The 14,308-nt window shown below is 62.7% G+C and carries 12 protein-coding genes and 1 riboswitch; of the genes, 1 reads left to right on the top strand and 11 read right to left on the bottom strand.

Annotated features, from left to right (window positions below):
- Window positions 1-42 precede the first annotated feature (42 nt).
- Window positions 43-1,140 carry a linear amide C-N hydrolase gene (locus AZF01_RS16710; RefSeq protein ID WP_024710023.1) on the bottom strand — a complete coding sequence of 366 codons (1,098 nt, stop codon included), beginning with the start codon at window positions 1,138-1,140 and terminating at the stop codon, window positions 43-45.
- Window positions 1,141-1,319: 179 nt separating this feature from the next.
- Here AZF01_RS16710 and AZF01_RS16705 point away from each other — a divergent pair, with 179 nt between their 5' ends.
- Complete coding sequence (locus AZF01_RS16705) at window positions 1,320-1,970, top strand: pyridoxamine 5'-phosphate oxidase family protein (protein ID WP_024710024.1); 651 nt, start codon at window positions 1,320-1,322, stop codon at window positions 1,968-1,970.
- Between the two features lie 8 nt (window positions 1,971-1,978).
- Here the strand turns inward: AZF01_RS16705 and AZF01_RS16700 are convergent, their stop codons facing one another.
- From AZF01_RS16700 to AZF01_RS16655, 10 genes are all read right to left on the bottom strand, one after another.
- The gene (locus tag AZF01_RS16700; protein ID WP_024710025.1) at window positions 1,979-3,064 is read right to left on the bottom strand and encodes an ABC transporter ATP-binding protein; all 1,086 of its coding nucleotides are present in this window, start codon (window positions 3,062-3,064) and stop codon (window positions 1,979-1,981) included.
- Window positions 3,065-3,073: 9 nt separating this feature from the next.
- Window positions 3,074-5,314 (bottom strand): glycoside hydrolase family 2 protein, encoded by a 2,241-nt coding sequence (locus tag AZF01_RS16695; RefSeq protein ID WP_024710026.1) that lies wholly within the window; start codon window positions 5,312-5,314, stop codon window positions 3,074-3,076.
- A 9-nt stretch (window positions 5,315-5,323) separates the two neighbouring features.
- Window positions 5,324-6,145, bottom strand: a complete 822-nt coding sequence (locus AZF01_RS16690; RefSeq protein ID WP_024710027.1) for a carbohydrate ABC transporter permease — start codon at window positions 6,143-6,145, stop codon at window positions 5,324-5,326.
- A complete protein-coding gene (locus AZF01_RS16685; protein ID WP_024710028.1) occupies window positions 6,145-7,041 on the bottom strand; it encodes a carbohydrate ABC transporter permease in 897 nt (298 codons plus the stop codon). Before AZF01_RS16685 ends, AZF01_RS16690 begins: the two co-directional genes overlap by 1 nt.
- A 125-nt stretch (window positions 7,042-7,166) precedes the next feature.
- Window positions 7,167-8,432, bottom strand: a complete 1,266-nt coding sequence (locus tag AZF01_RS16680; protein ID WP_024710029.1) for an ABC transporter substrate-binding protein — start codon at window positions 8,430-8,432, stop codon at window positions 7,167-7,169.
- Between the two features lie 117 nt (window positions 8,433-8,549).
- Window positions 8,550-9,614: a LacI family DNA-binding transcriptional regulator gene (locus AZF01_RS16675; protein WP_024710030.1), complete on the bottom strand. Its 1,065-nt coding sequence runs from the start codon at window positions 9,612-9,614 to the stop codon at window positions 8,550-8,552.
- Window positions 9,615-9,722: 108 nt separating this feature from the next.
- Entirely contained in the window at window positions 9,723-10,712 is a 990-nt protein-coding gene (locus AZF01_RS16670) for a TRAP transporter substrate-binding protein (protein ID WP_024710031.1), read from the bottom strand.
- Between the two features lie 11 nt (window positions 10,713-10,723).
- Window positions 10,724-12,517 (bottom strand): TRAP transporter large permease subunit, encoded by a 1,794-nt coding sequence (locus AZF01_RS16665; RefSeq protein WP_024710032.1) that lies wholly within the window; start codon window positions 12,515-12,517, stop codon window positions 10,724-10,726.
- Complete coding sequence (gene thiE, locus AZF01_RS16660; protein ID WP_024710033.1) at window positions 12,514-13,176, bottom strand: thiamine phosphate synthase; 663 nt, start codon at window positions 13,174-13,176, stop codon at window positions 12,514-12,516. The genes AZF01_RS16665 and thiE overlap by 4 nt, the downstream gene beginning before the upstream one ends.
- Window positions 13,177-13,282: 106 nt before the next feature.
- A riboswitch (TPP riboswitch) is annotated at window positions 13,283-13,385 on the bottom strand.
- Window positions 13,386-13,402: 17 nt separating this feature from the next.
- Window positions 13,403-14,101 (bottom strand): HAD family phosphatase, encoded by a 699-nt coding sequence (locus AZF01_RS16655; protein ID WP_024710034.1) that lies wholly within the window; start codon window positions 14,099-14,101, stop codon window positions 13,403-13,405.
- Between the last annotated feature and the right edge of the window lie 207 nt (window positions 14,102-14,308).

The following is a 14,308-nucleotide window of genomic DNA, read 5'->3' as shown; positions in this document are numbered from 1 at the left end:
CGGGCTCGCCCTTCGATGCGAACCCGGAACGTCGACCGGCCTTCAGTGCGAAAGCATCACCGTGTCCGCATCGACGCTGCCCTGGCTGAAGGCCTCGAGCGGCACGAGCTTCGGACCGGTCGCCCCTTCCTTCAGCGCGGCAAGATCAAAGGAGACATAGCCGAGGCTGTCATAGGTGCGCAGCATCAGCTTGCCGCCCGCAAGGTCGATCAGCGTGATCCAGGACGTGTATTCGGTGATGAAGTCCGGCTTTTCAGCCGCCGCGCCGCCGGTCAGCTTCGTTGCCGATTCCGTGAGCGCGCTCGCCTTGGCGCTGGAATAGACGGAAGCGCCCTTCGGCCGGTCGAACTTGTTCATCACATGGCCGAGCTGGCGCAGCGACGCTTCGGAGCCGTCGACTTTCTCGGAGAACTGGGCGTAGTAGACGGCACGCACGAAACGGTCGACGGCGGTGTCCGAGCCCGGCAGCGTCACCGTGGCGATGCCGGAATCGGGCTGGATGAAGTCCTTTCCGAGGAATGTCGCGCTGGAATGATCGACATTGCTGAGATGGGTGTAGTTGTTGAGATTGGTCAGGTGCCAGTCGAAACGCGGGCTGTTGGTCATCACGCCGAGCGGGTTGTCGAAAATATGACGCTCGCCGTCGAAGAACTCGATGACGATCGAGGCGCCGCTCTTGTCGTGCACCGTATAGTGGAAGGGCGGCACGACGCCGCCGAGCGCCTCCAGCGGATCGACCAGAACCGTCTGCTTTTCCAATGCGTCCTTCACCTCCGCCACGGTCGAGAACTGCGCCAGCATCCATGCGCCGAGATCGATTGCCGACAGCACCGGCGTGTCTTTTGCTTCCGTGTCGTCCGGACCGTGCGTATCGGCGAAGGCGAGCAGCGAGAAATTGAGCCCCGCCTCGTTCAGTCCCTCGACGACCTTGAGATCCTGCGCATTGCCGTTCGGAACGACGATGCCGAACACGTCATAACGGCTCTCATAGGTGAGCGGCGCATGCTCGCCGGCCCTGGAGGCAAGCGCCGTACCCTTCGGCAGAAAGGCCGCGAAATAGGGGAGCTCCACCGGCAATTCCAGCGTCCTTCCGGCATAGATGCAGCCGGACAGATCTGTGTAGAGGAGGGACGTGCACATGGATGACCTCGCTTAACCTGTTTGCTCGGGCGGCAGAGTATTGTGGGGCTTGCGGTTGTGCAAGGTCGCGCCCTTTCGAAATCCTGCCGGGCGTGTATACGGTGGGCATGAAGATTTAGACGACAGATGCATATCGGCGCGACGGCGCGCAGACAGCCGTGCTTCGGGAGGAAACCAGAATGGCAGCCTACGAGATCAACCGGGACTTCCTGATCGGGGACGAGCAGTCCCTCAGGGAGATGTTTCCGCCGGTCAGCGGACTTGCGGCAAAGAAGTGCCTGTCCGCGCTGGACGAACACGCGGCCGCCTTCATCGAGCGCTCGCCCTTTCTCTGTCTCGGAACCCAGGGCAGAGACGGCCGCGCCGATGTCAGCCCGCGCGGCGATCCGGCAGGCTTCGTCAAGGTGCTCGATGCGCAGACGCTCGCCATCCCCGACCGACCCGGCAACAACCGGCTCGACAGCCTGTCAAACATCATCGCCAATCCGAATGTCGGCCTGCTGTTCATCGTTCCGGGCTTTGACGACACGCTGCGTATCAACGGCAAGGCCAGTCTTTCGCGCGACCCGGACCTGCTGGAGATGATGAGTGTTCGCGATCGCGCGCCGAAACTCGCCATTGTCGTCAGTATCGGCGAAGTCTTCATGCATTGCGCCAAGGCGTTCCGGCGATCGCATCTCTGGGATGCGGCCCACCGCCAGGATCGCGCGAGCTTTCCGTCGCTGTCGAAGATCATCCTCGATCAGACGACCGGCGCCCCGGAAGACGAGGGCGAGATGAAACGGATCGATGCCGATCTCGAAGATCGCTACAGGAAGACGCTCTACTGACGAACGGTTCAGGCGGCCATGCGCTTGCCGGCTTCGTCGAAAAGATGAACATCGGCAATGTCGAAAGTGACGTCGATCGATGTCCCCGTCTTGAGGAGGTGCTGGCCGGAAAGCACCGCCATCACCCGTTCGCCGCTTCCCGCCAAGCCGTAGACCACGGTTTCCGTGCCAAGCGCTTCGACAAGGGTGATATCGACGGCAAAGCTGTTTTCGCCGTCGCTTGCCAGACGGATATTCTGCGGGCGCACGCCGACGGTAACCTCTGAGCCTTCCCGCGGGAGGTTGCCGTTAAGCGGCATGTCGATCGTCTCCTCTCCGAGTAGGTTGAGGGTGATGCCGCTGCCCTCGGCCCTTGTCACGGTCGCCGGCAGAAAGTTCATGGCCGGCGAGCCGATAAAGCCCGCCACGAACAGGTTCGCCGGCGTGTTGAACAGTTCCAGCGGCGTGCCGATCTGTTCGACGATGCCCTGGCGCAACACCACGATCCGGTTGGCAAGCGTCATCGCCTCCACCTGGTCGTGTGTCACGTAGATCATCGTCGTTTTCAGCCGGTTGTGCAGCGCCGACAGTTCGCCGCGCATGTGCACGCGCAGCTCCGCATCGAGGTTCGACAAGGGCTCGTCGAAGAGGAAAACGTCCGGATGGCGGACGATGGCGCGGCCGATGGCGACGCGCTGACGCTGGCCGCCCGACAGCGCCTTCGGCTTGCGGTCGAGATAGGTCTCGAGCTCCAGCATCTTCGCCGCATCCATGACGCGGGATTCGATTTCTTGCTTGTCCATGCCGGCAAAGCGCAGGGCAAAGCCCATATTCTCCCGCACGGTCATGTGCGGGTAGAGGGCATAGGTCTGGAACACCATCGCGATGCCGCGTTTGGCCGGATCCTCGTCGGTCATGTCCTTGCCGCCGATCGCGAGCGTGCCCGAGGTGATGTCCTCAAGGCCGGCGATCATCCTCAGGAGCGTCGATTTTCCGCAACCGGACGGGCCGACGAACACGACGAACTCGCCCGACTTGATGTCGAGATCGACACCCTTGATCACCTCGATCGATCCGAACGACTTGCGGATGGCATTCAGCGATACGTCAGCCATGGGAAAACCTCAGGAAAGCGTGAAGGTGACGGTCTGGTCGGCAAAGGGCCGGCAGCGGACGGAAAGCGTCAGCGCGCCCGCCTCATTGCCGGCCTCGATGTAAAGGCCGGCGGTGCCGCCCTTGAAGCTGACGAGGTCCGGGCCGATGATCCGGCCGGGCCCCTCGAGCGAGAGCGCGGCCGGATCATCGAAAAAGGGCAGGATGTTGCCGGCCTGGTCGAGCGCGCGCAGCATCACCCGCACGCAGTCCTTCTCGCCGGCCTTGAGGTGCGTGTCGTCGGGAGCGATTTCCAGCGTCGTCGGCACGGGATCGGCGGCAAATGTCACCGTCTTCACCGCCTTGCCGTCGACATAGCCAGTCACCTTGCCGTCTTTCCAGACGCGGCCCCATTCGCCGAATTCCTCCGGCGTGACCGAGCGCAGGTCGATGATGACGGGGGGATGCGGCAGGTGCGGATAGGTGGCGCGGTCGGGCTCGAGCCGGCGCGGCTCCATGTCGCCGAAACTGAACTCGACATAATCGCAATTGGTGAGGATGATCAGCGGCAGCACGCCGCCGATATTGCGCTCGCCGCGCGCCCAGAAGGTGACGGGTTTCAGCACCGCATTGTTTTCCGGCTCGCCCTGCGAGGCATAGGCATAGGCCGCGAATTTCGGCTCGCGATACATGTCGAGCACGCCGTGATAGCAGATGCGGTCGCCCGAGCCGAAATCCTGATGGGTGTTGTAGTCGAACATGCACCAGCCGGTGCCGCCGGCAATCGTCGGGTCGCCGGCGATCGCGTTCAGCATCTGCAGGTGGCGGGTGACGTGCTCGGCCTGGCGCTGCTCCTGGTCGAAGCGCTTGGTCGGATACATGTGGCCGCAATATTCGGTGATCATGTAGGGCACATCGCGGGAAAGTCCGGTGACCTTTTTCTGCTCGCGGCGGTGCATGCGCAGATGGTTGCTGCCCGGCATTTCCTCCGAGCCGAGCACGAAGTCGTTCATCGTGTAGACGTCTTCGAGCAACTCGCTGTCCTCGATGCAGCGCACGCCGCCGGTCGGCCTCGTGCTGTCCAGTTCATGCGCCAGCCGGTTGGTCTCGGCATAGAAATCATGGTCGTCGGCCGATTCATTGATGCGCACGCCCCAGATGATGATCGAGGGATGGTTCCAGTCGCGCCGGATCATACGCTCGACATTGGCGATCGATTCCCGCTTCCAGCTTTCGCCGCCGATATGCTGCCAGCCGGGGATCTCCTCGAACACCAGAAGGCCGATTTCGTCGCAGCGATCGAGGAAATACTTGGATTGCGGATAATGCGAGGTGCGCACGACATTGCAGGCAAGCTCGTATTTCAGGATGTCGGCGTCCTTTTCCTGCCCGCGTTTGCCCATGGCATAGCCGAGATGCGGCCAGCTCTGGTGGCGGTTGAGGCCCCTGAGCTTCAGCGGCCTTCCATTGAGATGGAAGCCGTCCGTGGCAAAGGCGACGGTGCGGAAGCCGAAGCGGGCGGCAACCGTGTCGCTGCCCGCTTTCGTCTCAAGGGTGACAGAGAGCGTGTAGAGCGCCGGATCGTGAATGTCCCAGAGCCGGATATCTTCCAGCCCGTCGATCTCGAACGAGGCCTTGTCGCCGCTGACCGCGATCTCGGTCGTGGCAAGGCTGTGGCCCTCGGCGTCATAAAGCGTAGCCTTCAGCGTCGCGGCCTCCGCAACCGGCCCTGTCAGGTGAACATCCGCCTGCACGCATTTTTGCGGCGCAAGCGCATCGGGCGTCTCGACCTTGACGTTGTCGATCGCCGTCGGCGTCGTCACCTTCAACCAGACATCACGGTATATTCCGCAAAAAGTAAGATAGTCGATCATATAGCCGAAGGGCGGGATCTCCGGGTTCTCGGACCCGTCAATCTTCACCGTCAACAGGTTGTCGCCGTCTTTCAGACGCCCGGTCAGATCGACTTCGAAGGGCGTGTAACCGTCCTTGTGGACACAGAGTTTTTCACCGTTCAGCCAGACCACGCTGTCGGCCATTGCCGCGTCGAAGACGAGCGAGACGGACTTGCCTTCGAAAGCGGGATCGCTGGCGATGATCTTCTGATAGGTGAACGGTTTCTGGTAGCTGTTCTCGTCGAAATAGTTGAACGGCAGTTCCACGGCGGTGTGCGGCAGCATCACAGCTTCGCCGTCCTGCAGGGCGCCGGTCCAGCTTTCGTCAAAGCCTTCGGTGAAAACCCAGTCGCTGTTGAATTTCTCGAATGTGCGCATCGTCATGACCTATTTGACCGAGCCAAGCATGCCCTGGACGAACTGGCGCTGCATGGCGAAGAAGATGAAGAGGGTGGGAAGCGTGGCAAGGATCGTTCCGATCATCACCGTGCCGTAATCGGGGTAGTAGGCTGATGCCAGCGACGAGACGACGAGGGTGATCGTCTTGGTCTCGTTCGACTGCAGCACGATCAGCGGCCACAGATAATTGTTCCAGTTGAGCATGAAGACGATGACGAAGGCCGCAGCATAGGTCGACCGCATCACCGGAAAATAGATGTAGAAGAAAATCTGCCATTCCTTCAGCCCGTCGACCTTCGCCGCGTCGCGCAATTCTGACGGGAAAGCCTTGGTTGCCTGCCGGAAATAGAAGATGACGAAGGCCCAGGCGATGGTCGGCAGGATGATGGCGATATGGGTGTCGATCAGCCCCGCCTTGGCCATCAGCATGAACAGCGGGATCATGATCGCGGCAAAGGGGATCATCAGCGTCAGGAGCACGAGCGTGTAGATCCGGTCGCGGAATTTTGAACGAAAGATCTCGAAACCGTAACCGGCAAGCGAGGAGACCAGAAGCGTCAGAAACGTGCCGGCGATCGCGATCTTCACCGAGTTCCACATGATCAGCGGCACATCCACCTGGGTGAAGAACATCTTCAGATTGTCAAGGAAGGCCGCGCCGAAGGAGGCCTTGCCGGTGACGATATCGGCCGTGGTGTTGGTTGCCGAGATCACCATCCAGATGAAGGGAAAGACGGAGATGAAGGCTGCAAGCCCGAGCGCGCCGTAGAGCAAGGCGGAGGAGAGGTAGCGGTTTGTATAGCGCGGCATCATTTGCGTTCCCTCGCGGCATAAAACTGCAGGAAGGACAGGATGGCGACAATGACGACGATGACGTAGGAGACCGTCGCGGCATAGCCGAAATTGGGCGTGAAGCGGAAGGTCAGGTTGTAGATGTAGAGCGAGAGCGTCAGCGTCGAATTCGCCGGTCCGCCCGTGCCCTCGGTCAGATTATAAACCTCGTCGAAGAGCTGCAGCGTGCCGATCGTCGAGGTGATGGTGGTAAACAGGATCACCGGCTTCAGCATCGGGATCGTCAGATGCAGGAACTGCCGCCATTTCGGCACGCCATCGACGCGGGCGGCCTCGTAGATCGACTTGTCGATGTTCTGCAGCGCGGCCAGGTAGAAGATCATGTTGTAGCCGGTCCAGCGCCAGGTGATCGCCAGTATGATCAGCAGCTTGGCCCAGAAGGGATCGGTGAACCACGGGATCGGGATGTCGATGATCCCGAGCGTCTGCAGCGTCGAGTTGATGATGCCGTCGGTGGCGAACATGCTCTTGAAGAGGATTGAATAGGCCACCAGCGAGGAGACGCAGGGCAGGAAGATCGCGGTGCGGAACAGTCCGCGGAATTTCAGCTTCGGACTGTTGAGCGCGCTTGCCAGGATCAGCGCCAGCATGATCATCACCGGCACCTGGATGATCAGGAAGGTCAGCGTGTTGGTCAGCGCCTGCAGGAACACCGGGTCATTGAACAGGCGCTCGATATTCCCGAAGCCGACGAACTTCATCATCATGCCCCGTCCCGAATAGAACGAGAGCACCAGCGAGCGGATGATCGGGTAGAACATGAAGGTACCGATCAGGATGAGGGCGGGGGCAACGAAGGCCCATCCGTTCACATCGTAAAACCGCCTCAGATTGCCCGGTCTGGCAGTCACCATTTTTTGACCTCGCGCCGCATGCGACATTGGGGGAAATTCGCCAAATCATCGGCGGACGGGGTTCCGCCCGCCGCAAAGCCTGCCGGGCGGACGACATGTCGCCCGCCGCGCGCATCTGGCTTCTGTTACTGGATCTGGTACTTCGCCTGCTGCTCGATGGCCTTGAGCACCTCGTCGACCGGCTTGCCGTCGACAAGCGAACGCAGGTTTGCGGTTACGGCCGTGTCGAGCTCATTGGTGAAGATGCCGTAGTCGACCGGCGGGATCTGGTTCAGCCAGTCCGAGAACTGCTGCCAGACTTCCTCGCCGCCGAAGAACGGGTCGGCCTCCTGATAGGCCGGTCCCTCGCGGGCGGCCAGAAGCGAGCCGACGGCGCCGCGCTCGGTCAGGATCTTCTGGTAGAAATCGACATCCTTGGCGTAAATTTCGTTGAGGAAGTCTATCGCCTCGTCCTTCACGTCGGAGGACGAGAGCACATACCAGCTCGACCCGCCGAGATTGGAGGCGTGCGACGCGCCCTCGACCCCGTCGAGCGAGGGGATCGGCGCCACGCGCCATTTGCCGGACTGCGCTTCCTGGGCTTTGATCGTGCCGGTGATCCAGACGCCGGTGATCACGGATGCGGTGTTGCCGGAGGTAAAGGCGTTGACGTAGTTGGCCCAGCCGGTTGCCGGATAGAGAATGCCCTCGTTGGCCATCTTGGCCTGGGTCTCGAGCGCGGCCTTGAGCGCCTTGTTGTCGACGACGTCGAGGTCGCCGTTCTCATCGAAATACCACTCGCCGGCCGACTGCATCATGATGCGGGTCATGCCGCCGTCATTGAGGTCGATCGAGGTCATCTTGTGGCCGGTCTTCTCCTCGACCTGCTTGCCGATCTCGATGAACCGATCCCAGGTAATGCCGTCCATGTCGTCGGCAGTAAAGCCGGCTTCCTCGAGATAGTCGCTGCGGTAGTAAAGCCCGGTGACGCCCGAATCGAACGGCATGCCGTAGACCTTGCCGTCAAGCGTCATGAGCTCGACCTTGTAGGGCGCGAACTTGGAATAGTCGACGACGTCATCCATCGGCGCGAAGGAGCCGGGGAAGGACTGGAGGTATTTCTGTGCGCCGTAATCCTCGATCAGCACGATGTCCGGCAGCGCATTGGTCGTGCCCGAGGCAAGCGCGGTCTGCAGCTTCTGCTCGACGTCGAGCTTGGCGAAATCGACGACATTGAAGGTCGTGTCGGGATGGGTCTTCGAATAGATCTCGCCCGCTTCCTTCATGATGGCGACGTTGAAATTCGGGTCCCAGCACCAGATCGTGATCTCGCCGGCAAAGGCCGCCGATGCACTCATGACGCAGGTGCCGGCAAGGGCCGCACCCGTAATCCGCTTCAGCACGGTATCCATTGGTTTCCTCCCGTTTGGACGATCGCTGGCGGCGCTCTCCTTGCCGCCCGTCAAAAAGCTAACGTCAAAACCGGCATATTCGCAATAAAAAATTTAGTAAAAAAATAGGTAAAATTTTTATTGCGTCGGCGGGCGACGGCAGCTGTCGCGCCAGATCATGTCTGTGGGGATGACGACGTGCTTGGTGTATTCTCGGCCGTTGATGCGTTCGACAAGCAGGTCGACGGCGCATTCGCCGATGGCTTCGCCCGGGATTTTCATGGTCGAGAGCGGCGGCGTCAGGAACTGCGCCACGGGGATGTCGTTGAAGGAGGCGACAGCGATATCGCCCGGGATCGAAAGCCCCGCTTCCTGAAGCGCGCGGCAGGTGCCGATGGCGATATTGTCGTTCGCCGTCATGATCACATCGGGCCGCTCGGCATGCGCGAGCAGGCTGCGGGCGTTTTCGTACCCGACTTCGAGGCGCAGGTTCTGGCCGTTGTTGCAATCGTCGTTGAGCGCGATCAGCGCCGGGTCGAAGCCGCCATGTTCCTTCTGCCACTCGACATAGGCGTGGCAGCGCGTCTCGCTGTAGGGACTGCCCTTGCGGCTGATGCGGTCTTCCGCGCCGATAAAGGCGATCCGGCGGTAGCCGGCGGCGTGGAGCCCGTCGAGAATGGTGCGCGTCGCCTTGGCCAGGTCGCTGGAAACGCAGTCGAAACGCTCCTCCTCCGGCACGAAATCGGCAAAGACGAGATGCCGGCTGTTCTCTTCCAGTAAGGCGATCTCGTGCGGGCGGTGCTTGCCGATCGCGATCACCCCGGCCATCGCCTGCAGCGTTGCCGCTTCCGCCTCCAGATCGTCGTGAAACACCTTGACGACCTCTGTGCCATAGGTCTGGCAGCGACGCTCGATGCCGAGCCGGACGCCGATATAATAGGGGTCGATCAGTTCCTCGTCGCGCGCGAGGAAATGCACCGTGGCCATGCGCGGCATCGCCTGTTTGCGCCGCGGCGCGCGCACCGGACCCGTTTTTGCGCGCAGCCTGTTACGCGGCGTCGCGTAGTTCAGCGCCTCGGCCGTCTCGATGATCGCCTTGCGCTTGACCTCGGAGACGGAGAGCGTCGGATCGTAATTGAGGACACGCGACACCGTGCCGGCCGAAACGCCGACCGCCTTCGCAATTTCCCGCAATGTTACCATGTTCCCGTGCCCCGCAATCGAATATCGGGGTAAACTTTTACCAATTCGGTCCCGCTCGCAAGCCTTAACTGGAAATTTGCGGTAGGTCGCCGCGCATCGGGCTGGGGATCAGCCGTTTTCGATCATCTCGATCCGCTCCATGCCGCCGACGGCCGGCGCGAACTCGGCCCATACGCCTCTGGCGCCGGCCCGCCAGGCGTCCATGTCCTCGGGCTGGAACACTTCGCCGCCGTTCTCGCGCGCCGTTTGCATCGCAGCCGTTTCGTCCTCCACGATCAGCGCGTTGAAATAAAGAGCGGCCTCTGCCGATATCTCCATCAGCAGGCCTTGCGTTTCGGGATCAAGGCCGTTCCAGAAGCCTTCAGAGAAATAGATCACGCCGGAGGCGCGGATGTGCCCGGTCTCCGTCAGGCACGGCACAACTTCGTAGAGCTTGAAACCGGCATAGGCGGATTTGGTCAGGTCCATCGCATCGGCAACGCCGGTTGAAAGCGCGTTATAGGTCTCGGTGATCGGGATGCCGACGGGCACCGCCCCGAAGGCGCTCCAGAGCCCGGTATGAAGCGGACTGTTGATAACGCGGATGGTGACGCCCTCGAGTTGCTCCGGCCGTGTCACCGGCGTCCTGGTCAGGAGGTGGCGGGCGCCGTAATCGATGAAACCGCCGACGATGAAGCGCTCGTCCGCGAGCCGCTCCCTCAGATTGTCGCCGACCGGCCCTGTGACCACGCGCCGGAGGTGCTCCGGACTGCGGAACAGGAAGGGCAGGTCGAGAAGCTGCAGCTCCGGCACCCAGGCGGAAAGTGCCGAAACGGTCGACAGGCTCGCCTGCACCGCGCCGAGGCGGATGCCGTCGGCCACCTGTTTTTCGCCGCCGAGCGCGCCATTGGTGACGATATTGAAGCGGAAGCGCCCGGGAAGTCGTTCCTCGGCCTTCTCGGCAAGGAAGCGCCAGATCTTGGTCTCCGGCTTGTCCTCTCCGAGCAGCGAAGCGACCGTTATCGTTGTCTGGGCGATGGCGGGGCGGGCGAGATAGGGGGTCGAAAGGACGGCCAGCGTTCCGGCCTTCAGAAGGGTGCGGCGATTGAGGGTTCTCATGATGTTTCCTCTCAGATCAGAAGGGTGAAAGCGCAGAAGAGCGCGACTGCCGCAAGCAGTGCAGCCAGATAGGGCAGCGTCGCGCGAAACAGCGATGCTGCCGGAATTTTGGCGACGCCGCCGACCACCAGCACCAGCATGCCGACGGGCGGCGTCAGTCCGCCGATCATCAGCGTGGTGACGGAGATGACGCCGAAGGCGATCGGGTTAAGCCCGGCATCTGTGGCAAGCGGCAGCAAAAGCGGGCCGAAAAGCAGGATCGCCGCTCCGATATCGAGAAAGAGGCCGGCGAGAAGCAGCACAGCCACGCAAAAGGCGAGGATCGCTGCGGGCGAACCGCCAAGCACGCCGGCGGCCGAAGACAGCATGCCGGCGACCCCGTCGACGGCAAGCTGGAAGGCAAACGGCCCGGCCGCGCCGATCAGGAGACCGATGGCGGCGGCTTCCGTGGCCGACTGCCGGAACACCGAGAGTAGCGTCGTGAGGCGCGTTTTCGAGAAGGCAGCAAGCGCAAGCGTATAGGCGGCGGCAAGCGCGGCCGCTTCCGTGGTGGTGACGATGCCGATGCGGATGCCGAAGACGACGATGACGCCGAGCCCGAAAGCCGGGACGGCAGCGAGGAAGGCCTGCTTACGCGCAGCCGGGGTCGCGCGCGTGCCGCCCGGCCGGTCGCGCGTCGTCAGGTGAATGGCGACGGCAAGGCTCGCCGCCATGACAAGGCCGGCGGCGAGCCCGCCGACAAGCAGCTTGCCGACCGAGAGATCGGTCGCGGCCGCAAGAATGAGAAAGGCGATTGACGGCGGGATCACATTGTCGAGCACCGAGGAGGCGGCGATGATCGCCCCTGCGCGGGCCGGCGGGTAGCCGTGACGCACCAGTTCGGGCTGAAAGGTGGTGGCTGAAAACACCGCATTGGCAACCGACGAACCGGACGCGCCGGAGAAAAGCGTGCCGGTGGCGAGCACCGTCTGCGCCAGCCCGCCGCGCCGGTGGCCGACAAGCGATGCGGCGAAGGCGACGAGATGCGCGGCCGCGCCGGAGGCCGAAAGGGCCGCCCCCGTCAAGAGGAAGAAGGGGATCGCCAGAAGCAGGAAATGCGACATGCCGGAAACCGCTGTCGTCACCATCGTTTCCGGCGCCAGATTGCCGCCGAAGGGCATGGCGACAAGGGCCGCGGCGAGGAAGGCATGGGCAAGCGGGGCAGCCGCGATCAGACCGATGGCGGCGAAAAGCGCAATCGCGGCACTCGGCGGAACGGCCGTTGCCAGATTGAAACGCAGGCATGCGAGGGAGATGAGGCCGGCCAGACCGACAGAAACCGCAAGCGACAGGAGCCGCCGTTCGCTGATGCGCCTGAGGGCAAGGGTCGCGGCGATCAGCGCGCCGCCCGTGCCGGTGACGGCAAAGCGCACCCATTCGGGCAGGCCGAGGGTTGGCGAGGTGCCGCCGATCAGCGTTGCGACGCGAGCGCTGCCAAGGGCGAGGACAAGGGCAGCGATGAGGCTGACGGCATCGGCGATGATGCGGGCGGGCAATTCCGCCCGCCTTGAAAAGGGGAGTTCGAGCCGCATGGCGAGCGGGCCGGTCATGGCAAGCGGCGCGGCAAGAAAGACCAGCGCCACATTCAGCCAGATGCCGAGATCCTCGGTGCCGATCAGCCCGGTCCGGAAGACATAGCGGAGCACGACGCTGAGGAGGACGAGCGCGAGCATCAGCGCCAGAACGACGCCCGCCATCATCGAAAGCGTCGTCTGAAGCCTGTCCGCAAGGCGGCCGGCCACGCGCTCGATTGCCGCCGATGTCATCGCGCCCGGATCGCGAGCGCCGCGTCGACGGCCCGGCGGAAATCGCGGGTCGCCTTCGTCACGTCGGGCGCATGGAAGATTGCCGAGATCACGGCGATGCCGTCGGCCCCGTCGGCGATCAGCTCGGGCACATGTTCGAGCTTGATGCCGGCGATCGCGCCGACCGGCAGGTCCGGCCTCGCGTTCTTCAGTCCGCGGCGCAGCGCGCGAAACCCCTCGACGCCCACCGGCGGGTCGGAGTTGATCTTGGAGAGCGTATGAAACACGCCGCCGATACAGGCATAGTCGACCGGGGCCGCTGCCGCCCGCGCGCCATCGGACGCATTCTTGACGGTCAGGCCGATGATGGCGTCCGGCCCGAGCAGCCGTCGCGCGGTCTCGGGATCCATGTCGTCTGCGCCGAGGTGGACGCCGACGGCTTCTGCCGCGAGCGTGACGTCGACCCGGTCATTGACCACGAGCGGAACGCCGGTCGGTTCAAGCGCATTGCGGATTTCCACGGCCCGTTCGATCATCTGGCGGGTCTTGGCGTATTTGTCGCGATACTGGATCAAGGTCGCGCCGTTTTCGGCGGCATGCCGCGCCAGTTCGGCAAGCGGCGCGGTCTCGACCAGCCCGGCATCGACCAGGGCGTTCAGGCGATAGTCGACCGTTCTCATGGCTGCGTCTCACCAGCCTGCAAAAGGCGGCTGCGGCGAAATTCCAACGACATATGACGACCTCCATGGCATTGCGGAGACCGGCGCGGAAGCGAAAACAAAGGGGAATAGCCGATTTTTCCGTTCCTACGCCGGAATGACCCGGATCAGGTTCAAGGGTCCGGCCCGTTGCCATCTCAGCATCGCAGGATGCTCCCCTCGGAATGGACGGGATTCTGTCGGGCTTTCAGCCCGGTGTCAACCGGTCTCGACCGGCGTCAAGGGCCAGCATCCCGAAATCGGAAAGCGCCGTGAGCACGGTGTCGGCGCCCGCGGCCCGAAGCCGTTCGGCATGAAGCGGCCTGACGCCCTCAAGATGGCTGCCGCCGGTAAACCCGAAAACGCGCATGCCGGCGCGTCCCGCGCCGGTGACGCCGGCGATGGCGTCTTCCAGCACCACGCACTCCTTCGGCAGGGCGCCGCGTTTTTCGGCAGCGTAAAGGAAAAGATCGGGCGCCGGCTTGCCGTGTTCTACCGATTCGGCGCTGAAGGCCCGGCCTTCGAAGCGTTGGGCAAAACCGATCGCCTGAAGCGCGACGCCGAGCCTCTTGTAGGAGCCGCCGGAGGCGATGCAGTAATCGATCCCGGCGGCATCCAGCCGGTCAAGCATGGCTTCGGCGCCGGCCATCGGCTTCAACTCGCGGCGATAGCGGTCAAACAGCCGCGCATACCACGCCTCCTGGAAATCGGGATCGACCGCCCTGCCGGTCTGTCCCTCCACGAAAGCAATGATCTGCCTGACCGAAGAGCCCAGGAATTCCTCGATCAGCATATCCCAGTCGACCGCGACCCCGTATTGGGCAAGCGATACCTGAAGCTCGGCAAGCGCGATGATCTCGCTGTCGGCAATCACGCCGTCAAAGTCGAAAATGACTGTCTTTATCATGGTTCCCTGGCCAATACGCTTCGGCTGAGGCGACGCCGTCGGGGCCGCGCCGTTCCCATCTTGCTGCCTGCTATGGCCTGTTTTGCGACCAATTGCAAATCCGGATGCCAGGCGGTCCGATCGAAAATTAATGAATATCAATTGTTTATGCAGGTCTCGCGCGGCGGTCGAGACGGCGCTTAATTGCCGAAGCCCGAGGTGAGGCTC

The organism is Martelella sp. AD-3 (assembly GCF_001578105.1).
Lineage (GTDB): Bacteria > Pseudomonadota > Alphaproteobacteria > Rhizobiales > Rhizobiaceae > Martelella.
The sequence above is the reverse complement of the archived record's forward strand: the minus strand, read 5'-3'. Positions and strand labels throughout refer to the sequence as shown.